The 26,997-nt window shown below is 64.2% G+C and carries 29 protein-coding genes and 1 other RNA gene; 18 read left to right on the top strand and 12 right to left on the bottom strand.

Annotation, left to right across the window (positions count from 1 at the left end; translation table 11 throughout):
- Positions 1-2 precede the first annotated feature (2 nt).
- From pheS to HKX24_RS00505, 4 genes are all read left to right on the top strand, one after another.
- The gene (gene pheS, locus HKX24_RS00520) at positions 3-1,076 is read left to right on the top strand and encodes a phenylalanine--tRNA ligase subunit alpha (RefSeq protein WP_271692458.1); all 1,074 of its coding nucleotides are present in this window, start codon (positions 3-5) and stop codon (positions 1,074-1,076) included.
- Between the two features lie 67 nt (positions 1,077-1,143).
- Positions 1,144-1,425, top strand: a complete 282-nt coding sequence (locus tag HKX24_RS00515) for a YrhK family protein (RefSeq protein WP_271693862.1) — start codon at positions 1,144-1,146, stop codon at positions 1,423-1,425.
- Between the two features lie 9 nt (positions 1,426-1,434).
- Positions 1,435-3,831 (top strand): phenylalanine--tRNA ligase subunit beta, encoded by a 2,397-nt coding sequence (gene pheT, locus HKX24_RS00510; RefSeq protein ID WP_276153752.1) that lies wholly within the window; start codon positions 1,435-1,437, stop codon positions 3,829-3,831.
- A 20-nt stretch (positions 3,832-3,851) separates the two neighbouring features.
- Positions 3,852-4,295, top strand: coding sequence for a YtoQ family protein (locus HKX24_RS00505; protein WP_276153751.1), 444 nt, complete (start codon positions 3,852-3,854; stop codon positions 4,293-4,295).
- Between the two features lie 253 nt (positions 4,296-4,548).
- Here the strand turns inward: HKX24_RS00505 and HKX24_RS00500 are convergent, their stop codons facing one another.
- Complete coding sequence (locus tag HKX24_RS00500) at positions 4,549-4,713, bottom strand: hypothetical protein (RefSeq protein ID WP_271692454.1); 165 nt, start codon at positions 4,711-4,713, stop codon at positions 4,549-4,551.
- Here HKX24_RS00500 and HKX24_RS00495 point away from each other — a divergent pair.
- Both HKX24_RS00495 and mscL read left to right on the top strand, forming a co-directional pair.
- Positions 4,651-5,604, top strand: coding sequence for a histidine kinase dimerization/phosphoacceptor domain -containing protein (locus tag HKX24_RS00495; RefSeq protein ID WP_333909712.1), 954 nt, complete (start codon positions 4,651-4,653; stop codon positions 5,602-5,604). The genes HKX24_RS00500 and HKX24_RS00495 overlap by 63 nt on opposite strands.
- 122 nt (positions 5,605-5,726) lie before the next feature.
- Positions 5,727-6,158, top strand: coding sequence for a large conductance mechanosensitive channel protein MscL (mscL, locus tag HKX24_RS00490; RefSeq protein ID WP_209216569.1), 432 nt, complete (start codon positions 5,727-5,729; stop codon positions 6,156-6,158).
- A gap of 62 nt (positions 6,159-6,220) precedes the next feature.
- Here mscL and ald read toward each other — a convergent pair whose 3' ends face one another.
- Entirely contained in the window at positions 6,221-7,339 is a 1,119-nt protein-coding gene (gene ald, locus HKX24_RS00485) for an alanine dehydrogenase (protein ID WP_271692452.1), read from the bottom strand.
- A 138-nt stretch (positions 7,340-7,477) separates the two neighbouring features.
- Here ald and HKX24_RS00480 point away from each other — a divergent pair, with 138 nt between their 5' ends.
- Positions 7,478-7,936: an Lrp/AsnC family transcriptional regulator gene (locus HKX24_RS00480; protein ID WP_120351940.1), complete on the top strand. Its 459-nt coding sequence runs from the start codon at positions 7,478-7,480 to the stop codon at positions 7,934-7,936.
- 256 nt (positions 7,937-8,192) lie between these two features.
- Here the strand turns inward: HKX24_RS00480 and rpsU are convergent, their stop codons facing one another.
- Positions 8,193-8,399: a 30S ribosomal protein S21 gene (gene rpsU, locus HKX24_RS00475; protein ID WP_007118112.1), complete on the bottom strand. Its 207-nt coding sequence runs from the start codon at positions 8,397-8,399 to the stop codon at positions 8,193-8,195.
- A gap of 110 nt (positions 8,400-8,509) precedes the next feature.
- Here rpsU and HKX24_RS00470 point away from each other — a divergent pair, with 110 nt between their 5' ends.
- The 4 genes from HKX24_RS00470 to HKX24_RS00455 all read left to right on the top strand — a co-directional run bounded on the left by HKX24_RS00470 (position 8,510) and on the right by HKX24_RS00455 (position 11,187).
- Entirely contained in the window at positions 8,510-9,202 is a 693-nt protein-coding gene (locus HKX24_RS00470) for a COQ9 family protein (protein WP_276153750.1), read from the top strand.
- Between the two features lie 72 nt (positions 9,203-9,274).
- Positions 9,275-10,009, top strand: coding sequence for an ABC transporter ATP-binding protein (locus HKX24_RS00465; protein ID WP_271692450.1), 735 nt, complete (start codon positions 9,275-9,277; stop codon positions 10,007-10,009).
- A complete protein-coding gene (locus tag HKX24_RS00460) occupies positions 9,984-10,580 on the top strand; it encodes an energy-coupling factor transporter transmembrane component T (RefSeq protein ID WP_271692448.1) in 597 nt (198 codons plus the stop codon). Before HKX24_RS00465 ends, HKX24_RS00460 begins: the two co-directional genes overlap by 26 nt.
- Before the next feature lie 61 nt (positions 10,581-10,641).
- Positions 10,642-11,187 (top strand): biotin transporter BioY, encoded by a 546-nt coding sequence (locus HKX24_RS00455; RefSeq protein WP_209216564.1) that lies wholly within the window; start codon positions 10,642-10,644, stop codon positions 11,185-11,187.
- Positions 11,188-11,218: 31 nt separating this feature from the next.
- On the opposite strand, the gene HKX24_RS00450 is transcribed toward HKX24_RS00455, so the two are convergent.
- On the bottom strand, positions 11,219-12,325 hold the full coding sequence (locus tag HKX24_RS00450) for a thiolase family protein (protein WP_271692447.1): 1,107 nt from the start codon (positions 12,323-12,325) through the stop codon (positions 11,219-11,221).
- Complete coding sequence (locus HKX24_RS00445) at positions 12,322-13,551, bottom strand: fatty acid--CoA ligase family protein (RefSeq protein ID WP_271692446.1); 1,230 nt, start codon at positions 13,549-13,551, stop codon at positions 12,322-12,324. Before HKX24_RS00445 ends, HKX24_RS00450 begins: the two co-directional genes overlap by 4 nt.
- Positions 13,552-13,648: 97 nt before the next feature.
- On the opposite strand from HKX24_RS00445, the gene HKX24_RS00440 reads away from it, so the two are divergent.
- Entirely contained in the window at positions 13,649-14,659 is a 1,011-nt protein-coding gene (locus HKX24_RS00440; protein WP_276153749.1) for an NAD(P)H-quinone oxidoreductase, read from the top strand.
- Positions 14,660-14,821: 162 nt separating this feature from the next.
- Here HKX24_RS00440 and HKX24_RS00435 read toward each other — a convergent pair whose 3' ends face one another.
- Complete coding sequence (locus HKX24_RS00435) at positions 14,822-15,466, bottom strand: ribonuclease T2 (protein WP_271692444.1); 645 nt, start codon at positions 15,464-15,466, stop codon at positions 14,822-14,824.
- A gap of 123 nt (positions 15,467-15,589) precedes the next feature.
- On the opposite strand from HKX24_RS00435, the gene HKX24_RS00430 reads away from it, so the two are divergent.
- The 3 genes from HKX24_RS00430 (at position 15,590) to HKX24_RS00420 (ending at position 18,974) form a co-directional block, all read left to right on the top strand.
- On the top strand, positions 15,590-16,369 hold the full coding sequence (locus tag HKX24_RS00430; RefSeq protein WP_067268570.1) for a cell cycle transcriptional regulator TrcR: 780 nt from the start codon (positions 15,590-15,592) through the stop codon (positions 16,367-16,369).
- Positions 16,370-16,487: 118 nt separating this feature from the next.
- Entirely contained in the window at positions 16,488-17,609 is a 1,122-nt protein-coding gene (locus tag HKX24_RS00425) for an endonuclease/exonuclease/phosphatase family protein (RefSeq protein ID WP_271692442.1), read from the top strand.
- A 186-nt stretch (positions 17,610-17,795) separates the two neighbouring features.
- Positions 17,796-18,974, top strand: coding sequence for a type III PLP-dependent enzyme (locus HKX24_RS00420; RefSeq protein WP_271692440.1), 1,179 nt, complete (start codon positions 17,796-17,798; stop codon positions 18,972-18,974).
- A 75-nt stretch (positions 18,975-19,049) separates the two neighbouring features.
- On the opposite strand, the gene recR is transcribed toward HKX24_RS00420, so the two are convergent.
- From recR to HKX24_RS00400, 4 genes are all read right to left on the bottom strand, one after another.
- Complete coding sequence (recR, locus tag HKX24_RS00415) at positions 19,050-19,643, bottom strand: recombination mediator RecR (RefSeq protein WP_271692439.1); 594 nt, start codon at positions 19,641-19,643, stop codon at positions 19,050-19,052.
- A gap of 55 nt (positions 19,644-19,698) precedes the next feature.
- Complete coding sequence (locus HKX24_RS00410) at positions 19,699-20,043, bottom strand: YbaB/EbfC family nucleoid-associated protein (RefSeq protein ID WP_007118099.1); 345 nt, start codon at positions 20,041-20,043, stop codon at positions 19,699-19,701.
- A 51-nt stretch (positions 20,044-20,094) separates the two neighbouring features.
- The gene (locus tag HKX24_RS00405; protein ID WP_271692438.1) at positions 20,095-21,861 is read right to left on the bottom strand and encodes a DNA polymerase III subunit gamma/tau; all 1,767 of its coding nucleotides are present in this window, start codon (positions 21,859-21,861) and stop codon (positions 20,095-20,097) included.
- A gap of 77 nt (positions 21,862-21,938) precedes the next feature.
- On the bottom strand, positions 21,939-22,301 hold the full coding sequence (locus HKX24_RS00400; protein ID WP_276153748.1) for a DUF202 domain-containing protein: 363 nt from the start codon (positions 22,299-22,301) through the stop codon (positions 21,939-21,941).
- Positions 22,302-22,364: 63 nt separating this feature from the next.
- Between HKX24_RS00400 and HKX24_RS00395 the strand changes: the two genes are divergently transcribed.
- The gene (locus HKX24_RS00395) at positions 22,365-23,198 is read left to right on the top strand and encodes a neutral zinc metallopeptidase (RefSeq protein ID WP_271692436.1); all 834 of its coding nucleotides are present in this window, start codon (positions 22,365-22,367) and stop codon (positions 23,196-23,198) included.
- A gap of 130 nt (positions 23,199-23,328) precedes the next feature.
- On the opposite strand, the gene ffs is transcribed toward HKX24_RS00395, so the two are convergent.
- Together ffs and HKX24_RS00385 are read right to left on the bottom strand one after the other, a co-directional pair.
- An RNA gene (gene ffs, locus HKX24_RS00390) (signal recognition particle sRNA small type) lies at positions 23,329-23,426 on the bottom strand.
- A 37-nt stretch (positions 23,427-23,463) separates the two neighbouring features.
- Positions 23,464-25,308: a 5'-nucleotidase C-terminal domain-containing protein gene (locus HKX24_RS00385; protein ID WP_271692434.1), complete on the bottom strand. Its 1,845-nt coding sequence runs from the start codon at positions 25,306-25,308 to the stop codon at positions 23,464-23,466.
- Positions 25,309-25,473: 165 nt separating this feature from the next.
- On the opposite strand from HKX24_RS00385, the gene nudC reads away from it, so the two are divergent.
- Both nudC and HKX24_RS00375 read left to right on the top strand, forming a co-directional pair.
- Positions 25,474-26,442, top strand: a complete 969-nt coding sequence (nudC, locus tag HKX24_RS00380) for an NAD(+) diphosphatase (protein WP_271692432.1) — start codon at positions 25,474-25,476, stop codon at positions 26,440-26,442.
- 72 nt (positions 26,443-26,514) lie between these two features.
- Positions 26,515-26,988 (top strand): SRPBCC family protein, encoded by a 474-nt coding sequence (locus HKX24_RS00375; RefSeq protein WP_271692431.1) that lies wholly within the window; start codon positions 26,515-26,517, stop codon positions 26,986-26,988.
- Positions 26,989-26,997 lie beyond the last annotated feature (9 nt).

Below are 26,997 nucleotides of genomic sequence, written 5' to 3'. Positions count from 1 at the left end.
TCATGGACGATCTGAAGCAAAAGTACCTGAGCCAAATCGCCAATGCTGGCGACGAATCCGCGCTGGAAGACATCCGGCTGGCCGCCGTGGGCAAAAAGGGTGAAGTGGCGCTGAAAATGCGCGAGCTTGGCAAGATGACCCCCGAAGAGCGGCAGGTCGCTGGCCCCGCGCTGAACGCGCTGAAGGATGAGATCAACTCGGCCCTCGCCGCCAAGAAGGCCGGCCTTGCCGATGCCGCACTGGACGAGCGCCTGCGCAGCGAATGGCTCGACGTCACGCTGCCCACGCGGCACCAGCGTCAGGGCAGCATCCATCCGGTCAGCCAAGTGACCGAAGAACTGACCGCGATCTTTGCCGAGATGGGCTTTTCCGTCGCCGAAGGCCCGCGCATCGACACCGATTGGTACAACTTCGACGCGCTGAACATCCCCGGCCACCACCCCGCGCGGGCCGAGATGGACACCTTCTATATGGCGCGTGCCGAGGGCGACGAGCGCGCCCCCCATGTGCTGCGCACCCATACCTCCCCGGTGCAGATCCGCACGATGGAGGCCGAAGGCGCGCCGCTGCGCATCATCTGCCCCGGCGGCGTCTACCGCGCCGATTACGACCAGACCCACACGCCGATGTTCCATCAGGTCGAAGGTCTGGCGATCGACAAGGACATCTCGATGGCGAACCTCAAGTGGACGCTTGAGGAATTCTTTGCCGCCTTCTTCGAGATCGACGGCATCAAGACCCGCTTCCGCGCCTCGCACTTTCCGTTCACCGAGCCTTCGGCCGAGGTCGACATCCAATGTTCCTGGGTCGACGGCCAGCTGCGCATCGGCGAGGGTGACGGTTGGTTGGAAGTGTTGGGCTCCGGCATGGTGCACCCCAAGGTGTTGCAGGCGGGCGGAATCGATCCGAACGAGTGGCAGGGCTTTGCCTTTGGCATGGGGATCGACCGGATCGCGATGCTAAAATACGGTATTCCGGATCTGCGGGCGTTCTTTGATTCAGACCTGCGCTGGCTGCGGCACTACGGGTTCGCGAGCTTGGATCAGCCGAATTTGCATGGTGGGTTGTCGCGTTAAACTGCGCATGGAGCCTGCGACGACCGCCGTAAAAACATCAAAATGCACCGCGTGAGGCATGTCTGATATGAAACTCTTTCGACACGAGAACCGCGAGAACAACGCCCGATCTCGCGCGCTTTATGCGAAGTTCGAGATTGCCTACACGCTTATCGATTTCTGCGCGGCTGTCTGTTTCGTTGTCGGCTCCGTGCTGTTTTTCTTCGAAAGCACGCAGACCAGCGCGACATGGCTCTTTTTGATCGGGTCGATCTTCTTTGCGGCCAAGCCTTGTCTGCGGGTGGTCCGCGAAATCAAACTTTATCGGATGGGCGACATGGCCGATCTGGCCAAACGTTACGAGAATTAGGGAACGATCATGAAATTCACCCTCTCCTGGCTCAAGGACCATCTCGACACCACGGCGTCGATTGATGAGATCACCTATGCCCTGACCGACCTCGGCCTCGAAGTCGAAGGCGTCGAGAATCCGGCGGCGAAGCTGGCCGACTTTACCCTCGGCTATGTGCAATCCGCCGAGAAACACCCCGATGCCGACCGGCTGAACGTCTGTCAGGTCGAAACCGACGAGGGCGTGATGCAGATCATCTGCGGCGCGCCGAACGCGCGGGCGGGGATTACCGTCGTTGTGGCCAAGCCGGGCGTTTATGTGCCGGGGATCGACACGACCATCGGCGTGGGTAAAATTCGCGGTGTCGAGAGCTTCGGCATGATGGCCTCCGAACGCGAGATGGAGTTGAGCGAAGAGCACGACGGCATTATTGAGCTGCCCTCGGGCAAGCCCGGCGACCGGTTCATCGACTGGCTGGCCGAGAATGATCCCGCGAAGGTCGACCCGGTGATCGAGATCGCGATTACGCCTAACCGCCCCGATGCGCTCGGCGTGCGCGGCATCGCACGCGACCTCGCCGCGCGGGGTCTGGGCAAGCTGAAGCCGCGCGATTGCGATGCGGTCGAGGGCAGCTTTGCCTCGCCGATCAGCGTCAGCATTGATGACGACACGCTGGACGGCTGCCCGGTGTTCTATGGCCGCTTGATTAAAGGCGTGAAGAACGGCCCCAGCCCGCAGTGGCTGCAGGACCGGCTCCGCGCCATCGGGCTGCGCCCGATCTCGTTCCTCGTGGACATGACCAACTTCTTCACCTTCGACCGCAACCGCCCGCTGCATGTCTTCGACGCCGACAAGGTCGCGGGCAACCTGCGCGTGCACCGCGCCAAGGGCGGCGAGGCGATCGCGGCGCTCGACGAGAAGACCTACACCCTGCAAGAGGGCCAGATGGCCATCTCCGACGACAGCGGCGTGGAAAGCATCGCGGGCATCATGGGCGGCGAGGCGACCGGCGTGACCGAGGAGACCGTGAACGTCTTTGTCGAGAGCGCCTATTGGGACCCGGTTCAGATCGCCTATGCGGGCCGCGCGCTGAAGATCAATTCGGACGCGCGCTACCGGTTCGAGCGCGGCGTCGACCCGGCCTTCACCCCCGAGGGGCTTGAGCATGCCACGCGGATGATCCTCGATCACGCGGGCGGTGAGGCCTCCGAGGTCGTGGTCGCGGGGCAGGTGCCGGACACGTCGCGCGCCTACAAGCTCGATACCGCGCGGGTGCAGTCGCTCGTCGGCATGTCGATCCCTGAGAGTGACCAGCGTGAGACGCTGACCGCGCTCGGCTTCCAGCTCGACGGCGACATGGCGCAGGTACCAAGCTGGCGCCCGGACGTGCAGGGCGAGGCCGATCTGGTCGAGGAAGTCGCGCGTATCGCCTCGCTGACGCAGCTCGAAGGCAAGCCCCTGCCGCGCCTGACCACGGGCGTGCCGCGCCCGGTGCTCTCTCCCATGCAGCGCCGCGTGGTGACCGCCCGGCGCACGGCGGCGGCGCTCGGCTACAACGAATGCGTGAGCTACAGCTTCATCGACCAAGCCTCGGCGGCGCTCTTTGGGGGCGGCACCGATGCGACGCGGCTGGAGAACCCGATTTCGTCGGACATGAGCCACATGCGGCCCGACCTGCTGCCCGGCCTGCTGCAAGCTGCCGCCCGCAATCAGGCCCGCGGCTTTGCCGACATGGCGCTGTTCGAGGTTGGCCCCGCCTTCTCCGGCGGGGAGCCGGGCGAGGAGCAGGTCATTGTCTCCGGTCTTCTGGTGGGCCGCACCGGTCCGCGGGATGTGCATGGCGCGGCGCGTGCGGTGGATGTCTATGACGTGAAGGCCGATGCCGAGGCGGTGCTGGCCGCCATCGGCGCGCCCGCCAAGGTGCAGATCCTGCGCGGCGCTGATGAGTGGTGGCACCCGGGCCGTCACGGCAAGATCTGCCTCGGCCCCAAGAAGGTTCTCGGTGTCTTCGGCGAGGTGCACCCGCGGGTTCTGGCGGCGATGGACGTGAAAGGCCCGGCAATGGCCTTCACCCTCTACCCCGCCGAGGTGCCGCTGCCGCGCAAATCCGGCGCCACGCGCCCGGCGTTGCAGATCAGCGACCTGCAGGCGGTCGAGCGTGACTTCGCTTTTGTCGTCGATGCCGATGTCGAGGCGCTGGCGCTGGTCAATGCCGCTAAGGGTGCCGACAAGACCCTGATCGAAGACGTCCGCGTTTTCGATGAGTTCATCGGCGGCAGCCTCGGCGAAGGCAAGAAATCCCTCGCCATCACCGTGCGCCTGCAGCCCAGCGACAAGACGCTGAAGGATGCAGACATCGAAGCCGTGGGTGCTAAGGTGGTCGAAAAGGTGACCAAGGCCACCGGCGGCGTGCTGCGCGGCTGAACCAAGGAAGGACGGAAGCGATGAAAGTCTATCTCTCCGGTGAGATCCACACCGACTGGCGCGAACAGATCACCGAAGGGGCCAAGGATCTCGACGTGACCTTTACCGCACCCGTCACCGACCACGCCGCCTCTGATGACTGCGGCGTGGCGATCCTCGGCGCGGAGGACGACAAGTTCTGGCACGACCGTAAGGGCGCACAGATCAATGCGATCCGCACCCGCAAGGCGATTGCCGAGGCGGATGTCGTCGTGGTGCGCTTTGGCGACCAGTACAAGCAGTGGAACGCGGCCTTCGACGCGGGCTATGCCGCAGCACTTGGCAAATCGCTGATCACCCTGCACGGCCCCGACCACGCTCATGCGCTGAAAGAGGTCGACGCCGCGGCGCTCGCCGTGGCCTCCGAGCCTGCGCAGGTGGTCGAGATTCTGCGCTATGTCTTGACCGGTACGCTGCCGGGGTGACGCGGCAGCGGGGCTAGCCGCGTTAAAATTGAACATCTATCAAGGGTTTAAGCGCGAATCGATTCGGTAGCATGCTGGACGCCGCTGCTTTGCGGACTAAACCTTCACTAGCTGGAGGTTCATCAGCCGTGATCTGCCCCCCGAAAGGCAGGCCATATCCGACCCCCGCTGCCGTGCCATAGTCGCGCGGCGGGTTAACTTTGGAAGGAGAAGGTCCATTTTAGCCGACACGCCCGCAGAGCAGGACGAGCGTCTAGAGACGCTCTATTCCTATGATATTCTTGATACCGAAGCCGAAGCGGATTTCGACGATATCGTCGAGCTTGCGTCCAATATCTGCGAAACGCCCGTCTCTCTGATCAGTCTGGTTGATGAAAAGCGCCAATGGTTCAAGGCGCGCGTCGGGTTCGAGCCGCATGAGACGGCCCTTGATCAATCGGTCTGCTCTCATGCCATTCTTGACGAAGGCTATACCGAGATTGCGGATATGGGGGCGGATCCGCGCACCTCGGACAATCCGCTCTATGTTGGCGACCCTCGGGTGAAATTCTATGCCGGTGCCAATCTTGTCGCGCCGAACGGCCAGCCGATTGGCACGCTTTGCGTGCTGGATACCAAGCCGCGGACCCTGAATGATTTTCAACGCCAAGCGCTGCAAACCCTGTCGCGCCATGTGATGATGCAGTTGGAACTGCGCAAGAAAATCCGCATCGAAGCGGCGCTGCGCGCCGAGATGGACCACCGGGTGAAGAACTCGTTCCAGACCATCGCCTCATTGCTGCGCATGGCGACGCGCAAGGTGCAAGACCCAGACGCCAAGGATGTGCTTGCCCTTGTCGAGCGCCGTTTCGGCGCGGTGGCATCGCTGCACAGCGAGTTGATGGGGCAGGGTGGCCGAAGCAAGGTGCAAACCACCTCCTATCTCGAACAACTGAACAAGCTTCTCGCCGCCAGCGCGCCGGACCACGTTACTATCTTTTGTGCGGCTGAGCCGGGCGAGTTGCAGGCCGTGCAGGCCTCAGCGCTCGGCATGATCGTGAGCGAATTCGTGGCAAATTCGATCAAACACGCCTTCGCCGGGGACCGGGCGGGGGAGATCAAAATCTCCCTACGGCGGCAGGAGGGGGCCGAGGGCTGGCTTTTGGAATGCCGCGACAATGGCTGCGGCCATGCCGGTGCCGTCTCGGGGGCCGATAGCACGGGGCTTGGGCGGATGTTGATGGCCACGGCAGCCGAGCAGTTGAACGGGCGTCTGACGACCGATTTCAGCCCCGAGGGCGCGCTTTTGCGGGTCTGTTTTCGGGATTGAACGGACGCGGGCCATAAAACGCGCGATTTACCGTAAAACTTTATTGACCGTTCTATATGCTAGTCCGCACTATCGACCGTGATGGCGGGGTTATCGGCGCGCCTTAGAATAGGGACAGAACTGTGATTCAAGAATTCAAGGATTTCATCGCCAAGGGCAATGTCATGGACATGGCCGTTGGTATCATCATCGGCGCGGCCTTCACGGCGATCGTGTCGTCACTGGTGGCGGACCTGATCAACCCGATCATCGGGCTTTTCACCGGCGGGGTGGATTTCACCAATAACTATGCCGTGCTGTCGGGCGATGTGCCCGCGACGGCTTCGCTAGAGCAGGCGCGGGAGGCGGGGGCTTCGGTCTTCGCCTATGGCTCGTTCCTGATGGCCGTGATCAACTTTTTCATCATCGCCTTCGTGGTCTTCATCCTGGTGAAGATGGTGAACCGGGTGAAGGCGGCTGCGGAAAAGCCGGATGAGGTGGCACCAGAGGTCAAGACCGGCCCATCGCAGCTCGATGTATTGCTGGAAATTCGAGACGCTTTGAAGACGCGCTGAGCGCTGCTTTCGAAATGGAAAGGCCCGCCAATCTGGCGGGCCTTTTGTTTGGCCGCTGACGTTCAGCCCGCGATGGCCTGATCCGCGGTGATGCTGTCGAGCCCGAGCGCTTCGCCCACGGCGGCATAGGTCAGCTTGCCCGCGTGGACGTTCAGCCCGGCCTTGAGGTGCGGGTCATCCGCGCAGGCCTGTTTCCAGCCCTTGTCGGCCAGTGCCAGCATGAAGGGCATAGTGGCGTTGCCAAGCGCGATGGTCGAGGTGCGCGCCACTGCGCCGGGCATATTGGCCACACAGTAGTGCATGATGCCGTCGACCTCATAAACCGGGTCTTGGTGCGTCGTCGCCTTGGAAGTCTCGAAGCAGCCGCCTTGGTCGATGGCCACGTCGACCAGCGCCGCGCCGGGTTTGAGTTCGGATAGTTGCGCTCGGCTGATCAGTTTGGGGGCCGCGGCCCCGGGGATCAGCACCGCGCCGATGATCATATCGGCTTCACGCGCCAGTTCGATGGTGTTGCCCGCGCTGGCATAGGCGGTTTTGAAGGTGCCGCTATAGATGTCATCGAGATAGCGCATCCGGGGCAGGGACCGGTCGAGCACGGTCACATCCGCGCCCATGCCCGCGGCGATGCGGGCCGCATGGGTGCCGACCACGCCGCCGCCGATGACCATAACCTTAGCCGGGCCGACACCGGGCACGCCGCCCATCAGCACGCCGCGCCCGCCATTGGCCTTTTGCAGCGTCCATGCGCCGACCTGCGGTGCCAAACGGCCTGCGACCTCGGACATCGGGGCCAGAAGGGGCAGGCCGCCATTGCGGTCGGTCACGGTTTCATAGGCAATCGCCGTGCAGCCCGAGGCCAGCAGGTCGTGGGTTTGATCCGGGTCGGGCGCGAGGTGCAGATAGGTAAAGAGCAATTGCCCTTCGCGCAGCATCTTGCGTTCGCCCGCCTGCGGCTCCTTCACCTTGACGATCATGTCGGCTGTGGCAAAGATTTCCTCGGCCGTGTCGATGATGCGCGCCCCGGCGGCGGTGTAATCCGCATCTTCGAAGCCCGCGCCGACCCCGGCCCCCGCCTGCACGATAACCTCATGCCCATGGGCGATGGCTTCTTGTGCGGCATTGGGCGTCAGGCCGACGCGGAATTCCTGCGGTTTGATTTCTGTCGGGCATCCGATTTTCATGGGGGGTCCTCCTCCTCCGTAGTGGGACAGGATTATCATATCCGCCGTGCATATCGCTGCGAAATTGGGGTCGCCAAGGGGCGCATCCTTCGAATATAATCGCGCTGGGTTGCTTCCTCACGCGAAAGTATTGCGCATATGGCCTTGGATGAGATTGATCGGCGTGTTCTGCGGGCTTTGCAGCGCAATGGGCGGATGTCCAATGCCGAACTGTCAGAGGTTGTGCATCTGTCGCCCTCGGCCTGCCATCGCCGTGTACAGCGGTTGGAGAAGGAAGGGTATATCCGCGATTATGTGGCCCTTTTGGACCCGCGCAAGCTGGATATGCCGACGACGGTCTTTGTTGAGATCACTTTGCAGGCTCAGGCCGAAGAGGTGTTGGAGGCTTTCGAGAAGTCGGTCTCGCGCATTCCCGATGTCTTGGAGTGTCACCTGATGGCTGGCACGGCGGATTACCTGTTGAAGATCGTGGCCGAGAATACCGAAGATTTCGCCCGTATTCACCGGCAGCATTTGGCGCGGCTGCCGGGGGTGGCGCAGATGCAGTCGAGTTTCGCGCTCAGGACGGTGTGCAAGACCACGGCGCTGCCGGTGTAGTTGGAAAGCCCGGAATCAAGGCCGTAAGGCCGCCGGGCAGCGCCAGACCGCCCGGACGGGTTGGCGCTTTTGCTGAGGTCGTGCCGTCCTGAGGTATTTCTCAAGCGCAGCTACCATAAACTGCCTAATTGAAGGGATTTCGAGCGCCTTCCCGCGGTCTGGCGCTGCCCGGCTCGGTTGCGCTCCCCCGCAAAACAAAACCCCCGCTGCCATGGGCACCGGGGGTTCTATATCTGTCGCGTGTCGCGGGGATGATTTACATCATACCTTCGCGTTGCGCTTTTTTGCGTGCCAGCTTACGGGCACGGCGGATCGCTTCAGCTTTCTCGCGCGCTTTTTTCTCGGACGGTTTCTCGAAATGTTGCTTGAGCTTCATTTCACGGAAAACGCCTTCGCGCTGGAGCTTTTTCTTCAGAGCCCGGAGGGCCTGATCGACGTTGTTGTCGCGAACACTAACCTGCATGTGGTTGTCACCACCTTTCTAGGATAAAGTTGCAAGGAATTGCAGGAAATGGGCCTATAACAGCCTATATCACGTTTGTCCACCCCATCACGCCCCGATAGGAGCCCGCCATGACACCGCCCAAGGCCGACCCAAAGGACCAATTGCTGGATGCCGCATTGATGCATGTGCCGTTTGACGGCTGGTCGCCCGCGACCTTCAACGCCGCGATCAAGGACAGCGGTCTGGACCCGGCGCTGGCCCGTGCGGTCTGCCCGCGCGGGGCGGTCGATCTGGCGGTGGCCTATCACCGGTGCGGCGATGCCAAGATGGTCGATGGCTTGGCGCAGGCCGATCTGTCGGCGCTTCGCTTCAGGGGCCGTATCACCAAGGCGGTGCGCCTGCGGCTCGAAGCCGGGGATCGTGAGGCGATCCGGCGCGGTAGCACGCTTTTCGCTCTGCCGCATCACGCGCCCGAAGGGGCGGGGCTGATCTGGGAGACGAGTGATAAAATTTGGACCGCGCTCGGCGATACCTCGGATGATGTGAACTGGTACAGCAAGCGCGCCACGCTGTCGGGGGTCTACTCGGCCACGTTGCTCTATTGGTTGGGCGACGCCAGTGAGGGGCATCAGGCGACATGGTCGTTCCTCGACCGGCGCATCGACGATGTGATGCAGATCGAAAAGCTCAAATCCCATGTGCGCGAAAGCCCGACGCTGAGCCGTCTGATGGCCGGGCCGAACTGGCTGTTGAGCCATGTCAAAGCCCCGCGCGGGCAACGTGACCCCGATCTGCCGGGCCGTTGGTCGCCGCCAAGCTGAGGCGCGCTGCGGGCTTCCCCGCCCGCGCGGCAGGTGGTAGGGCGGGGCACCCGGTTTTACCACAGGCACCCGATGACCAACGCGACCCTTCCGCTCATCGATATCGACAGCATCAGCTACACCCCCGGCGGCACGCCGGTGCTGCAGGGCGTGAGCCTGAGCTCCGATGCCGCGCGGATCGGCATCGTGGGCCGCAACGGCTCGGGCAAGACCTCTTTTGCGCGAGTCCTGTCGGGGCTGGTGGCTGCCGATGAGGGGCAGGTGCGGATTGCCGGGGTCGATGTGGCCCGCGACCGCCGCCGCGCGATCGGGGCGGTGGGCATCTTGTTCCAGAACCCGGACCACCAGATCATCTTCCCCACGGTGGAAGAGGAAATCGCCTTTGGCCTGCGGCAAATGGGCCAATCCAAGGCCGAGGCCGCGCGGGGCGTGGCGGCGATCCTTGGTCAATTCGACAAGCGCCATTGGGCGCAGGCATCGATTCACCAACTCTCCCAAGGGCAGCGGCAGTTGGTTTGCCTGATGGCGGTCTTGGCGATGCAGCCACGGGTGGTGGTGTTGGACGAACCCTTTGCCGGGCTCGACATCCCCACGCGGTTGCACCTCGAACGGGTTTTGGCGGGGCTGGACCTGACGCTGGTCCATATCACCCACGATCCGGCGGCGGTGGCAGCATACGATCACGTCCTCTGGCTAGAGCGCGGCGAAGTCGTTCAGCAGGGCAGCGCCCGCCCGGTGCTGCGCGCCTTTGAGACGCGGATGAAAGAACTGGGGGCGAGCGATGATCTCTCTGACCTCGCCGGTTGAGACTCGCGCCCATGGCTGGCCTGCCGGGGCCAAGCTGGGGGCGCTCTGCCTGGCCACGCTTCTGCTCTTCGGGGTGGAGGAGCCGGTTTGGCAAATCCTCTTCTGTGCCGGGATGCTGTTGCTCTATGCCCTGCCGGGGCGGGCCTTCCTGCGGGCCGGGTTGGGGCGTCTGTGGATGCTTTGGCCTTTCGTCGGGTTGATCCTGCTGTGGCATGTCTTGACCGACGATGCGGAGGCGGGGCTTGTGATCGCGCTGCGGATGGTCACCGCCGTGGGGCTTGCGAACCTCGTCACCATGACCACCAAGCTCAGCGATATGATGGGGGTGGTGCATTGGCTCGCCGCCCCGCTGCGCCGTGTCGGGCTGCGCACGCGGAGCCTTGAGTTGGCCGTGGCAATGGTGGTGCGTTTCACCCCCGTACTGGCGGCCAAGGGGCAGATGCTGTCGTTGGCGTGGCGGGCGCGGTCGCGCAGGCGGGCGGGCTGGCGCGTGGTGATGCCCTTCACGGTTCTGGCCATCGACGACGCCGAACATGTGGCCGAGGCGTTGCGTGCGCGGGGCGGGCTGTAATGCTTGACCGGGGCAGGGGGGTGGCCTAGGCAATGGGAAATTCAACCCAAGGATCCTTCCAATGGAACGCAATCTGACCATGATCGCCCTCTTTGCCGCGTTGATCGCGGCGCTGGGCCTGATTCCGAAATTCACGCTTGGCTTCGGCGTGCCGATCACGGCGCAGTCGCTGGGTGTCATGCTCTGCGGCACGGTGCTGGGCGCATGGCGCGGTGGCCTTGCGGCGCTTTTGTTCGTGGCGCTGGTGGCGCTGGGTCTGCCGCTTCTGGCCGGGGGCCGTGGCGGTCTGGGCGTCTTTGCCTCGCCGACCGTGGGTTTCCTCGTCGGCTTCCCGATCGGGGCCTTCGTGACCGGCTTTATCATGGACCAGTGGCGCAGTGCCCCGGTGGGTCTCGCGGCTGGGGTGTCGGCGGTCCTGGGCGGCATCCTCGTGGTCTATGCCTTCGGCATCTTCGGCATGATGATGACGCTGAACAAAACGCTGGTCGAGGCGACCCTGCTGGTCCAAGCCTTCATCCCCGGTGACCTGATCAAAGCCGTGCTGGCGGGGTTCATCACCTCCGGTCTGGCCAAAGCGCGCCCTGCAAGCCTGCTGTCGCGCAGCTAAACGATTGGCCCGCTCCCCAAGGGGCGGGCCGCTACAGCCGCATCAGCGCGGCAGAGCCGATCCCCCCGGCGGCGGCAATCGCCACCAAGCCGGTGCCCGATCCCCGCGCCACCAATTCATGCCAAAGCCGCACCGCATTGATCGCGCCTGATGCGCCAATCGGATGCCCGCGCGCCAAAGCGCCGCCGCCCCTGTTGACGATCCGCGGCGCGATCTCCGCGCCGGTGACGCAGGCGATGGCCTGCACGGCATAGGCCTCCATGATCTCGGCGCGGTGCAGGCCGCTGGCTTGCAATCCGGTGCGGCGAAAGACTTCTCCGATGGCCACCAATGGGGCCAGCCCCGGCTCTTCGGGGCGGCTTCCCTTCGTCGCCGCTGCGATGAGTTCGACTTTCGGCAGGGCGAGGTCCGCCGCCACCCGCTCTGACACGACGACGCAAAAGGCCGCGGCATCGGCGGCGACGGCGGCATTGGCGGCGGTGATGTCGCCGGAAAGCGCCTTGGCCCGGCTGCAAAGCGCGGGGGTGAGGCGGCGGGTGAAGGCATCGGTTGAGACGCCTGCGAGCGGCACCAGTTCCGCTTCGGTTGGGGGCTGTGCGCGGGCCTTCGCATGGCTTTCCACGGCCCAGTCATCCTGTTCTGCGCGGGAAATGCCTTGGGACCGACCAAGCGCCGCGGCGGCCTCCGCCATGTCGGGGTCGCGGTCGGGCCATGGGGTGAAGGGCGCTTGGGCATAGGCCTCAGCCGGGCGGCCATCGGCGAAGGTGCGGTAGCGCAGCGGCTGGCGAGAGTAGCTTTCGGCCCCGCCCGCCACGACGATATCGGCGGCCCCGGAAAGGACCATCTGCCGCGCCAGCGCCAGCGCATCCAATCCCCCCGCGCATTGCCGGTCGATGCTAAGCCCCGCCACCTGTTCGGGCAGCCCCGTGGCCAAAGCGATGCTGCGCGTGGGGTTGCCGCCGGGGCCGAGGGCGGTGCTGCAAATCACCTCGTCGACCTGCGCAGGGTCCAGCCCCGCGCGGCTGAGGGCAGCAGAAAGGACCGGCGCTGCAAGCTCGGGTAGGGAAAGATGTGCCAACGCACCGCCGCGCGGGGCGACCGGGCTGCGGCAGGCCGAGACGATATAGGCGCGGGTCACCTTTGGCCCTCCACCCAGTCCGAGAGGGCGCGCAGGTCGGGCTTGCCCGAGGGCAGCAGGGGCAGATCGGAGCGGAAATAGACGCGCCGGGGCGAGGTGAGGGGCCCGAGCGTCGCGCGGCAATGGGCAATGATCTCTTCGGCGGGCGGCTCTCCTGCCGGGGCTTCGACCACCGCGACCAGATGCTGCCCTCGCAGCGCATCGTCTCGGGGCAGAACCGCGCAGGGCAGGCCGGTTTCGGCGCTGATCACGGCCTCTACCGTTTCGGGGAAAACCATCTGGTCGGCGATCTGCACCATGCGCTGCCGCCGCCCCTTGATCCAGAGGTTGCCCTTGGCATCCAGCGCGCCCATCTCACCCACGGTCACGAAGCCCTCCCGCCAGCGGGTCTCATCGCTGTGGCCCAGTGCGTAGCCATCGAAGAGGTAGGGGCTGCGCACCCAGATCTCGCCCACGCCAGTTGCGGGCTGGCCTTCCTCATTCATCAGACGCAGCTCGACACCGGGGTAGGGGCGGCCCACCGCGCCTTCGGGCGTATCGGCATCGGCCAGCGTGATAAAACTTGTCTCTGCCGCGCCGTAGAAAACATGCACTGCCGCTTGGGGGCAGAGCCGCCCCACCGCCGCCCGGGTCGCCGGATCGAGCGCGCCGCCGCCGCAAAGGACCAAGCGCAGCGATGGCAGCGGGGCGGCGGCAGCGCGGGCAAGCAGGCGCAGCTGGGTCGGCGTGGCGTAAAGGATCGTCGCCCCGGCCTCGGCGATCCGCTCTGCCTGCCGCCGAGGGGCGTGATCCGCCAGCACATGCGCATCAAGGCCAAGATGCAGCGCTTCCAGCACCGCATAGAGCGATAGCGAATGGCTGAGCTGCCCCAACACGGCGACGCTGTCGCGGGGGGTAAGGGCGAAACGGTCGGTATTGACCTCAAAACTGGCGATCCAAGAGGCTTGGCTGCGGCGGACCGCCTTGGGCCGCCCCGACGCGCCGCCGGTGAGGGTGAGAAAGGCCGCGGGCGGGCAGGAGATGCCATCGGGCAGGGGGCGGTCGCTGAGGCAAAAGGGGGCCTGCTGGGTGATCGCTGTGGTGAGGGCGGCCAGCGCGTCGAAGGCCGGAGTGGCGGGCAGGGCGCGGAAGCTGTTGTGCTGGCCTTCGGGCGCGCGGGGCAATTCGCGCTCCCCTGCGTAAAGCCGCGCGGCCTTATGCCATTTGAACCTGCCTTGCCCGCGCATCCGCCTCTCCCTCTTCCGTCGGGTCTCAAATTCCGGGTGCACGCCCCGGGGCCGCCCGTTAGGCTGCGGCGAAACCAGACCCGAGGATACTTCAGACATGACAGAGACCATGCGTGCAATCGAAATCACCGAACCCGGCGGTCCGGACGTTCTGCAAGGCACCACCCGCCCGCGGCCCCAGCCGAAACACGGTCAGGTCATCATCAAGGTCGCCTATGCCGGGGTGAACCGTCCCGATGCGCTGCAACGCGCGGGCCGCTACGCGCCGCCCGCCACCGCCAGCGATCTGCCGGGGTTGGAGGCCTCGGGCGAGGTGGTCGAAGTCGGGCCGGGGGTGACGACGCTGGCCCCGGGCGATCTGGTCTGCGCCCTGCTGCCGGGCGGCGGCTATGCCGAATATGTCGCCACCCCCGCGGCGCATTGCCTGCCCATTCCCGAAGGCATGGGGCTGAAAGAAGCGGCTTGCCTGCCTGAGACCTTCTTCACCGTCTGGTCGAACCTTTTCATGCGCGGTGGGCTGAAGGCCGGAGAGAAAGTGCTGATCCACGGCGGCTCTTCCGGGATCGGCACCACGGCGATCCAACTGGCGCGCATCTTGGGCGCGCGGGTTTTCGTGACCGCGGGCACTGATAGCAAATGCGCGGCCTGTATGAAGCTGGGGGCCGAGGTTGCGATCAACTACCGGGATACGGATTTCGTCGATGTCGTGCAGGCCGAGGGCGGCGCGGATGTGATCCTCGACATGGTGGGCGGCAGCTATATCAACCGCAACCTCAAGGCCTTGGCCGAGGATGGCAGGCTGGTGCAAATCGCGTTTCTGCAAGGGGCCAAGCAAGAGGTGAACTTCGTCACGCTGATGACCCGCCGCCTGACCATGACCGGATCGACCCTGCGCCCACAGAGCGATTTGGCCAAGGCGCGGATTGCAGAGGAGCTTTTGCAGAATGTCTGGCCCCTGTTGGAGCAGGGCCGCGTCGCGCCGGTGATGGACAGCACTTATGACCTGTCCGAAGCGAATGACGCCCACTGCCGGATGGAAGCCAGCGGCCATATCGGCAAAATCGTCCTGAAGGTGGGCGGTGAACTGCAAGGCGGAGAAGATCAGTAAAACTTGAGACAGTAACGAATTGTTAACCAGTAATTCGTTTACTGGAGGCACGGGTGGCCGGGACGCTGACCACCCGTGTTGGAGAGAGAGCCGAAAGGCGTTGAATGCGGGGGAGGAAATTACGCCTCTCCCGCTTTCGCCAGACTATAGGCCCGGATGGGTCTAGCGCAGAGGGGTGAACAGCGCGTTATCAAGCGTGCAGTCCCGCCGAGCGTCCGGCCCGCAGGGGATGAACTCAAGCTCGCGGGACAGGCAGATGCGCGCCTCTTGGATGTGCCCTTGCTTGCAGGAGATGGTGATCCCCCGCGCGGTCAGGTCCGGGTTCGCTTTGAGGAAGGCTTCTTCCACCACCGCGGCGGGGAGGGACACGGTACGGTCGAGCTTGCGAAAGACCTCGGGGCGCTTGATGCGGGCATATGCCTCCCGCGAGAGGGCGAAGTAATCCGCCGGGTCCAACCCGCTGCAAGACCCGTGTTTCTTCCACTGGTGCCATGCCAAGCCACCGGTGCCCATGATATCGGCCATCGCCCCGGTCTGGGCACGGCTGGGCGGGCGGCGGCCGCTTTGGCAATAGGACGGGTATCCCCGTGTAAACTGGGGCCAGAGGCCATGCAGGGTCCAGCCGTGGTCTTTCGCGGCATCGCATTGCGGAGATTGCCGCGCGTCGCCGGTCAATTCGCACCAATTGGGCGACCATGACAGGGACATGACGTAGTAGTCGAATTCGCCCGAACGCTCCCCTTCGGCCAGCGTGGCGGTGGGGGCGATCAGCCCGAGGATCAGCAGACAGGCGCGCAGTGGCCGCATTGGGTCTTCCCTTATGACGTTTGAGCCAGTATACAGCGGCCAACTTCCCCGACAATGGAGACCGTTCTGCCAAGCAGGACAGCCTTTCAGGCGACGGGAAAATTGCGTTTTTAGGAGAGTGACATGGCAAAACCGATTATGGCCAAAGCCACCGCCGTCTGGCTCGTGGACAACACCACCATCAGCTTCAAGCAGATCGCCGATTTCGTCGGCATGCATGAACTCGAAGTGCAGGGCATCGCCGATGGCGACGTGGCGCAGGGCGTGAAGGGTTTTGATCCGGTTGCCAACAACCAGCTGACGCAGGAAGAGATTGACGCGGCGCAGGACAACCCGCTGCACAAGCTGAAGCTCAAGTTCAACGCTGCCGCCGAGGGCGAAGAGAAACGCCGCGGCCCGCGCTATACACCGCTCAGCAAACGTCAGGACCGTCCCGCGTCGATACTGTGGCTGGTCAAGTTCCACCCCGAGCTTTCCGACGGTCAGGTCAGCAAACTGGTGGGCACCACCAAGCCGACGATCCAAGCGATTCGCGAGCGCACGCATTGGAACATCGCCAACATCCAACCGATCGACCCGGTCGCGCTGGGCCTGTGCAAACAGTCCGAGCTTGATGCCGCCGTGCAAAAGGCTGCCGCGAAAAAGGCCGCCGCGGGCGAGGTGATGAACGACGACGAGCGCCGCAAACTCGTCTCGACCGAGCAGAGCCTCGGCATGGAGAGCGAGCCGAAAATCCCCACGGCCATCGAAGGGCTGGAAACCTTCACCCTCTCCGGCAACAGCACGGATGACGAGGAAGAAGAGAGCCACACCAAGGGCGATTACTCTGACGCCGACAGCTTCTTCTCGCTGCCCGACAGCACCGATGAAGACGATGAGGACGAAGACAAAGCCAAGGGCTAAGCACCTTCAAGGCGGTGTGGCGAAAGGAACTTTCGCCGTAAAGATGTGTTAGATGACAGGGCGTCGGGTATTCCGGCGCCCTGTTTTGCTTTGTAGAAAGGGCGCGACGCGCCGGGGGATGGATTTGGAAACGGCATTGGACTGGATGATCTGGGGGCTGGCGGGCTTGCTAATACTGGGCAGCCTGCTGCCGCTGAGCAAATTGCCCTTCGGGGCGATCCGCGGGCTGGCCTTTCCTCGGGAACAATTCCTCGGCTTGGCACTGTTGCTGGCAATCGGGTTCGCACTGTCGCAGGGGGTGACGGCACCCTCGGGCATGGCCGGGATCGCGTTGATGCTGGGGGTCGCCGCGCTTCACGCGCTTTACATCACCAAGTTCACCCCGCTGTGGCGCAAACAATCCTTGGCGGCCTCGCCCGCGTTGCGTCGCGCGACGGACCGGCATTTCAGCCTGCTGGCCGCCAATGTCAAAATGTCCAACCGCGACTATGGCAAGCTGATCGCACTGGCCGAGGCGCGGGTGCCAGATATCTTCATGGCGATCGAGGTGGATCAGGCCTGGATCGACGCGCTGGATGACGGTCTGGGCAAGAACTACGAACACCGCGTCGACGTGCCGCTCGACAATGGGTATGGGCTTTGCCTCATGTCGAAACTGCCGTTGTCAGAGGTCGAGGTGCGCGAGCTGGTCACCGAAGAGGTGCCCTCCATCCGCGCCCGGGTGCACCTGCCGGTGGGGGAGGATTTCCGCCTATACGTCGTCCACCCCGAACCGCCCGTGATCGAACATGACACCAAGGGGCGCGACAGCGAGATCGCCTTGGTCGGTATCGAGGCTGAGAAGGACCCGCTGCCCGCCGTGGTCTCGGGGGATCTGAACGATGTGGCTTGGTCGACCACGACCCGGCGCTTTCAGCGGCTTTCTGGTCTTTTGGACCCGCGGGTGGGGCGCGGCATGTACAACACATTCAGCGCGACGATGCCTTGGATGCGCTGGCCTTTGGATCACCTCTTCCACGATCCGCAGTTTCGTCTGCTAGAGATGGACCGCCTGGACAAGATCGGGTCGGACCATTTCCCGATGTGGTTCGTCCTCGCCATGGCCGAGACCGAAGCCGCCGAGAGCGACCCCGAAGAAACCGACCCCGAAGAAGAGCGGGAAGCCAAGAATATGATCAAAGAAGAACGGAAAAGAGACCGCGACCCCATCGGCAGCGATTGGGAAGACGAGGAAAACTAACAATTTGCCGTAGGGGCAATTTTACCCCTTGTACGAATCCAAAAACGGCGTATGTGGCGCGTTACAGACGCCAACGCACGCGCCTCTGGCCGGTCAGTTCCCACTCTGACTGACCCGCGTTTATGTAGCGACGGTAACGTCTCTTGAAACGACACGCGGGGAACCAGCCCCACCTGCTCTTTGGAGATGACCATGAATGCTACAGTCCCCGGCGCCCTGCGCGCCGCACCGTCCTTTCACGCCGACCAGGCTGCAGCCTATATCGCCGCCAACAGCTTTGACAAGCCCACGCTGGTGATCAGTCGCGACCGTGTGGCCGCGCAATATGACGCGCTGCACAAGGGCTTGGGCGACGCGCATATCCACTACGCGGTCAAGGCGAACCCGGCCCCCGAGATCATTCGTCTGCTGGTCAAGAAAGGCTCTGGCTTTGATGCGGCCTCGCGGGCCGAGATCGAACTGTGCCTGAGCCAAGGGGCCAAGCCCGAGAATATCTCTTTCGGTAACACCATCAAACGTGCCTCGGACATCGCTTTTGCCCATTCGGCGGGGGTGACGCTGTTTGCGGCGGATAGCGAAGCCGAATTGGACAAGATCGCCGCCCATGCGCCGGGCGCGCGGGTCTACCTGCGCTTGATCGTCGAAAACTCCATGGCCGACTGGCCGCTGAGCCGGAAATTCGGCTGCGCCGGTTCGGCGTTGCCCGCGCTGCTGAACCACGCGGTTGCCGTGGGCCTCGTGCCCTTCGGCCTGTCCTTTCACGTCGGCTCTCAAACCCGCAAGGCGGAGTTTTGGAACCCGGTGTTGGATCAGGTGGCCCCCCTGTGGCACGCCGCCCGTGCGGATGGCCATGACCTGCAATTGCTGAACCTCGGCGGCGGTTTTCCGGCCTTCTATGGCGAGGATATCGAAGGCTCCCGCGCCTATGCCGCCGCTGTGATGCGCGCCGTCAAAGCCCGCTTTGGCGACGTGCCCCAGGTCATGGCAGAGCCGGGCCGTGGTCTGGTGGCCGAAGCCGGGCATATCGCTGCCGAAGTCATGCTGGTCAGCCGCAAATCCGCGGATGATCTGCACCGCTGGGTCTATCTGGATATCGGTCGTTTCTCGGGTCTGGCCGAAACCGAGGGCGAAGCGATTCGCTATCAGATCGTCACACCGCATGACGGGGAAGAGACCGGACCCTGCGTTTTGGCCGGTCCGTCCTGCGATTCGGCGGATATTCTCTACGAAAAACGCCCGATCCACCTGCCTCTGGCCCTGCGCGATGGCGATAAAGTGATGATTCGTGCTTGCGGAGCCTACACAAGCTCGTACAGTTCGGTTGGGTTTAACGGATTTCCGCCGCTTGATGTGATCGTGCTCTGACAGCGCGATCTGCGTCGCCCCGGAAAAGGGCCGTCTGCTTTGGGAGGAGCGGGCGGCCCGCTTTGATTCTGGGGGTTAAAGCGACTTGCGCGCCTGCATCGCGGCGGTGATCGTCCCGTCGTCGAGGTAGTCCAGCTCCCCGCCAATCGGCACGCCTTGGGCGAGGGAGGTGAGCCGCACTCGGCCCTCCAGCTGATCCGCGATGTAATGCGCCGTGGTCTGCCCGTCGATCGTGGCATTGAGCGCGAGGATCACCTCTGTCACCCCTTCGGTATCGATCCGGTCCACAAGGCGCGGGATGCGCAATTCCTGCGGGCCAATGGCGTCGAGCGCCGAGAGCGTGCCGCCCAGCACATGATAGCGCCCTTTGAACACGCCAGAGCGTTCCATCGCCCAGAGGTCGGCTACGTCTTCGACCACGCAAAGCTCTCCGTTCGCGCGTTTCTCGCTGGTGCAGATGTCGCAGATGTCGGCGGTGCCGACGTTGCCGCAGTTCAGACATTCGCGTGCCGTGGCGGCGACGGCCTGCATCAGGTCGGACAGGGGGGTCAGCAAAAGCGCGCGTTTGCGGATCAGGTGCAGCACCGCCCGCCGGGCCGAGCGCGGGCCAAGGCCGGGCAGTTTCGCCATCAGCTCGATCAGGGCGTCAATGTCGCGGGTAGAGCTCAAGAATGGCACCTATGGGCGTTGAAAGAGGGGCGGGACCGGCCCGCCCCAACCGGGATCAGAAGGGCAGCTTCATGCCCGCGGGAAGGCCCATGCCTTCGGTCAGCTTGCTCATCTCGGCCTGTGCGCGTTCCGAGGCTTTGCTCTGCGCATCTTTGATGGCGGCGAGGATCAGGTCTTCGACCACTTCCTTCTCGTCCTTATTGAAGATCGACGGGTCGATATCGAGGCCCTTCAACTCACCCTTGGCGCTACAGGTCGCTTTGACGAGGCCCGCACCGGATTCACCTTCGACGGTGATGTTGTGCATCTCCTCTTGCAGCTCGGCCATTTTGCCCTGCATTTCCTGCGCTTTTTTCATCATCCCGGCCATATCGCCGAGGCCGCCTAATCCCTTGAGCATCTGGGTCTCCTTGTTGCGTTGTCGTTTATATGTGGCGCGGGGGCCGGGGGATCAACCGTCCTCGAACGGATCCCATTCGTCTTCGACTTCGGGCAGCGCCTCTGCCGTGGCGGCGGCGGCGATGTCTTCTGGGGTTCGGATCGCGGTGATCCGGGCCTTGGGAAACTGCGCCAGCACCGCCTGCATCATCGGATGGTCCTGCGCCTGTTTCTTCAGCGCCAGTTCACGCGCATCGCGGACCTGCGCGATGGTCTCGGCCCCGCCCTCGTTCACCAGCGACACCGCCCAGCGGTTACCGGTCCAGAGTTGCAATTTCTGCCCCAGCCGCTGCGCGAGATCGCGCGGCGCGTCGTCGGTGGGGACAAACTCGATCCGGCCGGGCTGATAGGCGGCAAGCTGCACGCAGGTTTCCACCTCAACCAGCAGTTTCACGTCGCGGTTCACGCGGATCAACTCGACGACATGTTCGAACGTCGGGAAACGCGCCAGCGCAGCGTTCAGGTCTTGCGCCAGCGCGGTGGTCTGCCCCTGCGGACCGGGGTTCGAGGCCATCCGCTGCTGCGCCTGTTGCACGGCCTGCGCGCCGGTGCTGCCCTGCGCGGCGACATTGCCCCCGCCGTTGCCGCCACCGCCAACGGGGCCGGGGGCCGGGGGCGGGCTGCTGTTTTGCAGCTTGCGCACCAGTTCCTCGGGCGAGGGCAGATCGGCCACATGGGTGAGGCGGATCACGGCCATTTCGGCGGCCATCATGGCGTTGGGCGCGGCGGCGACCTCGTCCAGCGCCTTCAGCAGCATCTGCCAGAGCCGCGTCAGCACCCGCATCGGCAGGGTCTCGGCCATCTGCTGGCCACGGGCACGTTCCTCAGGCGCGATGGTGGGGTCTTCGGCGGCATCGGGCGTGATCTTCACGACCGAGACCCAATGGGTGATCTCGGCCAGATCGCGCAGCACCGCCATCGGGTCGGCCCCATCGGCATATTGCGCCGAAAGTTCGGTCAGCGCGGCACCTGCATCGCCGCGCAGCACCATGTCAAAGAGGTCCAGCACCCGGCCACGGTCCGCCAGCCCCAGCATGGCGCGCACCTGTTCGGCCCCGGTCTCGCCCGCGCCGTGGCTGATCGCTTGATCCAGCAGCGAGGTCGCGTCGCGGGCGGAGCCTTCGGCGGCGCGGGTGATGAGCGCGAGCGCGTCGTCGGTGATCTCGGCATTCTCGGCAGTGGCGATCTTGCGCAGCAGGGCGATCATCACCTCGGGCTCAATCCGGCGCAGGTCGAAACGCTGGCAACGCGAGAGCACCGTCACCGGCACCTTGCGGATCTCGGTGGTGGCAAAGATGAATTTGACGTGCTCCGGCGGCTCTTCCAACGTTTTCAGCAGCGCGTTGAAAGCGCCGGTCGAAAGCATGTGCACTTCGTCGATGATATAGACTTTGTACCGGGCCGAGGCGGCGCGATAATGCACCGAATCGATGATCTCGCGGATGTTGGCGACGCCGGTGTTCGAGGCCGCGTCCATCTCCATCACGTCGACGTGGCGGCCTTCCATGATGGCGGTGCAATGTTCGCAAACGCCGCAGGGGTCAGTCGTCGGCCCGCCGTTGCCGTCCGGCCCGATGCAGTTCATCCCCTTGGCGATGATCCGCGCCGTGGTCGTCTTGCCGGTGCCGCGAATGCCGGTCATCACAAAGGCCTGCGCGATCCGGTCGGCGGCGAAGGCGTTCTTCAGCGTGCGCACCATGGCGTCTTGGCCAACGAGATCGGCAAAGGTTTCGGGCCGGTATTTGCGGGCCAGAACGCGGTAGGCGGATGTATCTGTCATGGTGCCCCAGATCGGATTCGGTCAAGGCCGTAAACTATGCGCTCCGCGCCGTGGCGTCTACCGTGCTTGCGGAAGGCTCAGAGCATCCAAAGGATCACCCCGACCCCGGCAGAGGCGAAGGCAAGCAGGATCGCCAGAACCTTCATGCGGCTGTTGGGCTGGGCATTGGCGTGATGGTCGCTCAGCCGCCTTTGGGTTTTCGCCGCCGACGCCTGCGCGGCCCAGTAGACGTAAAGCGCGGCAAGAATGAAGACCGAGGCCACGGCTTTCGCCACCCAAGTCGGCTCGAACTCCCCAAACACGGCGCGCAGACCTATCGCCACGGCGACAGCGGCCATGCCGGTGCGCATCCAGCCCGCAAAGGTGCGTTCATTGGCGAGAATCGTGCGGTCCTCGGCCCAGTCGGTGCGGTCTTCGGCTAGGTCATTCTTATCACTCATTGAACCAAACTGCGCCTTGCGCGTTCATGTGGCAATAGGCTTTGACAAAACGAGGGACGGTTCATGCGGTTGGGTGGAATTGGGCGGAGCAAGAATGTCATCCGACGCAGTGGAAAGGCCGGCAAGGCGGGGGGGCTTGGATTGGTCGGCGTCTTGGCAGTAATGGCCATCGGCTATTTCACCGGCATCGACGTGACGCCGCTGTTGACCGGCCAAGGCGGCGGTCAGGTCCAACAGTCCCGCCCGTTGAGCGACAGCGAAGACCCGCAGGTCGATTTCGCCGCCCGCGTGCTGACCACGACCGAACAGGTTTGGAGCCGGATTTTCCAAGAGCAATTGGGTGAAACCTATAAACCGCCCAAGCTTGTGGTCTTTGAGAATGTGACGCAAAGCGCCTGCGGCGGGGCCTCTGGCGCAACGGGGCCGTTTTACTGCCCGGCGGACAATATGGCCTATCTCGACACCGCGTTTTTCCGCACGTTGGACCAGCGTCTTGGTGCCGGAGGCGATTTCGCGGCGGCCTATGTGATTGCCCATGAGGTCGCGCACCATGTGCAGAACGAAATTGGCGTTCTGCCGCAGGTCGCCCGGATGCGGCAGCAGGCTTCCGAGGTTGAGGCGAATGCCCTGACCGTGCGTCTTGAACTGATGGCCGATTGTTTTTCTGGCATCTGGGCCTCGAACGTCGAAGGCTTGATGGAGAAGGGTGACCTCGAAGAGGCGCTGAATGCTGCGCGGATGATCGGGGACGATCATTTGCAGCGACAGGCCGGTCAGGTGCCGCAGCCGCATACTTTCACCCATGGCACGTCAGAGCAGCGCGCGCGTTGGTTCGAGCGGGGGTTTGAGAGTGGCCAGATTGCGGCCTGCGATACGTTTGAGGCGGATCGGTTGTGAGGCGATGCCCGTGGTGCCCACGGGCTGGGCGTCTCGCCTCTCGAATGCATCATTTATTTGGAGAAGCTACCCCTCTCATCGCTTCTGCGAAGCGACTGCCGGGGCGTTGCATTGCTGCGCAATGCAACTGTGGTGAGAGGCTGATAACGACCCAAGCGGAGCTCGTTACGGCTGCTTCCTTCCGGATCTGACCGGGTTGGCGAGGCGCTTGCCCGCACCAACCTCTCAAGGCCCATATAGGAGGGCATGGAGCGAAGTGCAAGCCTCACAAGCGGATCGCGATTTGGGCGAAGCCCGAGGCGGTCATGCCGCGCGGGGTGGGCGACAGATGGGCGATGTCTTGTAAGAAGGGCAGGGCCTCGGGCGAGGTATAGAGAACCGCCTGCGCCCCCGCTGCATCGAAGCGCCATGGCGGCGCGTCGGACCATGGGCACTCCTGCGGCGTAGCGAGAGCGGCAATTAGGGCGTCGGACAGCGGAAGCGGGCTGCGCAGGGCGACGTCATCCCCCGCCGCGCGGTCAAACCCGCCGCCGCCCGCCGCGCGGAACTGGTTGGTCGCGAGTAGAAACTTCTGGTCTGGCCTCACCGGTGCCCCTTGCCATGAGAGCGCAGTGACCCGTCTGCCGCGGGGGCGGCAGGGGTCAATGGCATAGGTAACGCCAAAAATTGTGTCGCAGTGGAACGGCGGGCGGCAGGGGTCGAGTAGCGGGCCGGGGGTGCTACCGAGCGGGGCAAACACCTCTGCCGCTTTTTCCAAACGCCGGCGCAGGTCGGCACCGGTGAGGCGCAGCGCCCAGACCGCGTTCTGATAGGGAAGCAGCCCGGCGATATGTCGGCGTTGCACTGCGCCCGGCGGGATATGCAGGAAATGCCCCGGCCCGCCGCGCCCGCCTGCCGTATGCGCCGCCGTGGCGGCGAGGATCGGGAGTTCGCTATCCGCCGTGCCCGCGACCCCTTGGCGGATCACCTCGGCCTGCGCGCGGGCGCTCAGCGCGTCGATGGGGGTGGGCATGGCGAGGGCAAAGTAGTTGTGCAGCGCGGTGTCGGTATGGCCGACCACCTCCTCCAGATGCCTCCGCACGCCGATGTGGCTGACCCGGGCCGCGCTCAGCACCGTGGGATCGGCCAGCGTTTGTGTGCTGTTGTCGCGCAGGTGGCTTTGATGGCCCGAGACCGTCCAGCGCCCCTGCGCATCCCGTTCAAGCGCCAGATCCAGCACCGCCAAATCGGACCCGCCAAAGCCCGGCATCGCCGCCGGACGGTCGGACAGCGTGCCGGCCTGCGTATCAACCCCCTCGCGCGGGCCATGGTCATCTCCGGGAAAACGAAGATGGGTGTGGCCGGTGATCACCGCGTCGATCCCGTCGATCTGGGCCAAAGTGCAGATGTCTTCCTCGGTGGTGATTTCACCTTCATGGGCGATGCCCATATGGGCCAGCAGCACGGTCAGATCGGCCCCCTCTGCCCGCAGCGTCAGGGCGGCGCTGCGCAGGCTTTCGAGCGGGCAAATGATCTCGGCCTCATTCTCCAAAACCTCGCGGTTCCAGATCGCGGTTCGGCCCGGCAGGACCGAAAGCAGGCCCACCCGCAGCCGAGAAGAGGGATGCCCCGCAACGGCAGGCAGCAGGCACGAGACGACGGCCCAACGGCGCAGCGGGCCGGGGTCGGTCAAATGCAGATTGGTCGAGATCAGCGGCATGTCCAGCGCCCCGGCCACAGCGCGCAGATAGGGCAGCCCATGGTCGAGGTCGTGATTGCCAAGGCCCAGACCGTCATAATGCAGATGGTTCACACAGGCGACAAGGGGATGCGTATGGGTGACCGGCATCTGCGCCAGTTGATCGCCCAAGGCATTGCCCTGCAACAGATCGCCATTGTCGAGCAGGATACAGGCGGCCCCCTGTTCCGCCGCCTCTGCCCGGGCGGTGCGGATCAAGGTGGCGATCCCGGCCAGCCCGTGATGGCCCACCGAACGGTCGCCCACATAGTCATGCCCCACGATCTGCATATGCAGGTCCGTCGTGGCCAGTATGCGCAGACGTGCCTCGGCCGGGATGCCACCCTCAGGGGGAACGACACCGGTCGAGGCATATGTGCTGCGCCTGTTCACTGAAAAGGTAAGTACTCGTTAAATTTTGCAACTTAAAGATGTTTTGATACGACCAGATTTCAACCGATCTGGCAAGGGGGCTTGGGATTGCCAATCTCTCATGTGCCGTGGCATGGCTGGGCAAAACGCCAAAAGCCTGTATCGGGCCTGTATCGGGAGAGCGCCATGCGTCACGCGGAGACGGTAACCTTTGGAGGCTCGGCCCTTGATCGGGCGGGGGAGATACGCGGCAATCCGGAAGCCTTGGCGCAGTTGCGCGCCGACCCGGCGGCGCGGGCGGTGGTCTTTTGGCGCGGCAAGCCGCTGATCGCGCCCGAACGCCCCGCCGCTTTGGCGCGATTGGCGATGGATCACCCCGTCTTGCAAGAGGCCGAAGGCACGGCGATCTTGCTGGGGCGCGAGGATGGGGCGCCGCGCTTTGCGGTCGATATCTCCGGCTGGGAACCCCCCGATCTGGATCAATCGCAACTGGGCGCGTTCCTTGACCCCAGCGAACAGCGCCATCCGCTTTTGGGCGATGACATGGCCTTTGCCGAGTTGCGCAGGGTGATGACATGGCTTGATCCGCGCGATGCCGAACTGGCGGCCAGCGGCAAGGCGATCCTCGGCTGGCACGACACCCACCGCCATTGCGCGCGCTGCGGCAGCGCCACCGATCTGGCGCAGGGTGGCTGGCAACGGGTCTGCCCAGACTGTGGCGGCGCCCATTTCCCGCGCACCGATCCGGTGGTCATCATGCTGATCACACACGGAAACTCGGTCCTCATGGGCCGCTCCCCCGGTTGGCCCGAGGGGATGTATTCCCTGTTGGCGGGCTTTGTCGAACCGGGAGAGACGGTAGAGGCCGCTGTGCGGCGCGAAGTCTTTGAGGAGGCGGGCGTGCAGGTCGGCGCGGTGAGCTACCTCTCCAGCCAGCCATGGCCCTTTCCGGCGTCCCTCATGCTGGGCTGTGCGGGGCAGGCGCTGAGCCGGGAGTTGACCATCGACCCGGTTGAGATCGAAGACGCGCTTTGGGTCACCCGCGAAGAGATGATGGAGGTTTTTGCCGGAAGCCATCCGCGGCTTCTGCCCGCCCGCCGCGGGGCCATCGCGCATTTCTTGCTGGAAAACTGGCTTGCGGATAGACTGACCTGACACACCGCGCTGACGGGCCCGGACAAAGCGGCGCGGGTGGCAAATGCGAGCAGAAGAATTGGAACGGACCGAATGAAATTCTCCACCAAAGAAGACATCGAAGCGCCGATTGAGGCTGTCTTTGACATGTTGTGCGATTTTGAAAGCTTTGAGCGGGCAGCGATGCGGCGCGGGGCCGAGGTGCAGCGCGCCGATGCCCTGCATCAGCCCGGCGTCGGGATGACATGGAAGGCGGTCTTCCCCCTGCGCGGAAAGCGGCGCGAGTTGACGCTAGAGATGGTGACCTTCGACCGGCCCAACGAGATGGTGATCGACAGCATGTCGCAGGGGCTGGCGGGGCAGATGTCCTTTGAATTGATGCCCCTGTCGCGCAACAGCACGCGGGTTTTGGTCGCGCTTGAGGTCAAACCGCTGACCCTTTCGGCGCGGCTTTGGGTGCAATCGCTGAAACTGGCCAAGACGACATTGACCAAGAAATACAAAGATCGCGTGGCGGAATATGCCCGTGGGATGGAAGAGCGCTACGCGGGCGGCGTCAAGGTCTAAGCCCGCGCG

The sequence above is a fragment of the Sulfitobacter sp. M85 genome (genome assembly GCF_029285915.1).
Taxonomy (GTDB): domain Bacteria; phylum Pseudomonadota; class Alphaproteobacteria; order Rhodobacterales; family Rhodobacteraceae; genus Sulfitobacter; species Sulfitobacter faviae.
This window is presented reverse-complemented; position numbering and strand designations above follow the sequence as displayed.

Coding starts and splice junctions, on each gene's coding strand:
- pheS (WP_271692458.1), top strand. CDS start 3: ATGGACGATCTGAAGCAAAAGTACCTGAGCCAAATCGCCAATGCTGGC.
- HKX24_RS00515 (WP_271693862.1), top strand. CDS start 1,144: ATGAAACTCTTTCGACACGAGAACCGCGAGAACAACGCCCGATCTCGC.
- pheT (WP_276153752.1), top strand. CDS start 1,435: ATGAAATTCACCCTCTCCTGGCTCAAGGACCATCTCGACACCACGGCG.
- HKX24_RS00505 (WP_276153751.1), top strand. CDS start 3,852: ATGAAAGTCTATCTCTCCGGTGAGATCCACACCGACTGGCGCGAACAG.
- HKX24_RS00500 (WP_271692454.1), bottom strand. CDS start 4,713: ATGCGGCTCGAACCCGACGCGCGCCTTGAACCATTGGCGCTTTTCATC.
- ald (WP_271692452.1), bottom strand. CDS start 7,339: ATGAAAATCGGATGCCCGACAGAAATCAAACCGCAGGAATTCCGCGTC.
- HKX24_RS00480 (WP_120351940.1), top strand. CDS start 7,478: ATGGCCTTGGATGAGATTGATCGGCGTGTTCTGCGGGCTTTGCAGCGC.
- rpsU (WP_007118112.1), bottom strand. CDS start 8,399: ATGCAGGTTAGTGTTCGCGACAACAACGTCGATCAGGCCCTCCGGGCT.
- HKX24_RS00470 (WP_276153750.1), top strand. CDS start 8,510: ATGACACCGCCCAAGGCCGACCCAAAGGACCAATTGCTGGATGCCGCA.
- HKX24_RS00465 (WP_271692450.1), top strand. CDS start 9,275: ATGACCAACGCGACCCTTCCGCTCATCGATATCGACAGCATCAGCTAC.
- HKX24_RS00460 (WP_271692448.1), top strand. CDS start 9,984: ATGATCTCTCTGACCTCGCCGGTTGAGACTCGCGCCCATGGCTGGCCT.
- HKX24_RS00455 (WP_209216564.1), top strand. CDS start 10,642: ATGGAACGCAATCTGACCATGATCGCCCTCTTTGCCGCGTTGATCGCG.
- HKX24_RS00445 (WP_271692446.1), bottom strand. CDS start 13,551: ATGCGCGGGCAAGGCAGGTTCAAATGGCATAAGGCCGCGCGGCTTTAC.
- HKX24_RS00440 (WP_276153749.1), top strand. CDS start 13,649: ATGACAGAGACCATGCGTGCAATCGAAATCACCGAACCCGGCGGTCCG.
- HKX24_RS00435 (WP_271692444.1), bottom strand. CDS start 15,466: ATGCGGCCACTGCGCGCCTGTCTGCTGATCCTCGGGCTGATCGCCCCC.
- HKX24_RS00430 (WP_067268570.1), top strand. CDS start 15,590: ATGGCAAAACCGATTATGGCCAAAGCCACCGCCGTCTGGCTCGTGGAC.
- HKX24_RS00425 (WP_271692442.1), top strand. CDS start 16,488: ATGGATTTGGAAACGGCATTGGACTGGATGATCTGGGGGCTGGCGGGC.
- HKX24_RS00420 (WP_271692440.1), top strand. CDS start 17,796: ATGACCATGAATGCTACAGTCCCCGGCGCCCTGCGCGCCGCACCGTCC.
- HKX24_RS00410 (WP_007118099.1), bottom strand. CDS start 20,043: ATGCTCAAGGGATTAGGCGGCCTCGGCGATATGGCCGGGATGATGAAA.
- HKX24_RS00405 (WP_271692438.1), bottom strand. CDS start 21,861: ATGACAGATACATCCGCCTACCGCGTTCTGGCCCGCAAATACCGGCCC.
- HKX24_RS00400 (WP_276153748.1), bottom strand. CDS start 22,301: ATGAGTGATAAGAATGACCTAGCCGAAGACCGCACCGACTGGGCCGAG.
- HKX24_RS00395 (WP_271692436.1), top strand. CDS start 22,365: ATGCGGTTGGGTGGAATTGGGCGGAGCAAGAATGTCATCCGACGCAGT.
- nudC (WP_271692432.1), top strand. CDS start 25,474: ATGCGTCACGCGGAGACGGTAACCTTTGGAGGCTCGGCCCTTGATCGG.
- HKX24_RS00375 (WP_271692431.1), top strand. CDS start 26,515: ATGAAATTCTCCACCAAAGAAGACATCGAAGCGCCGATTGAGGCTGTC.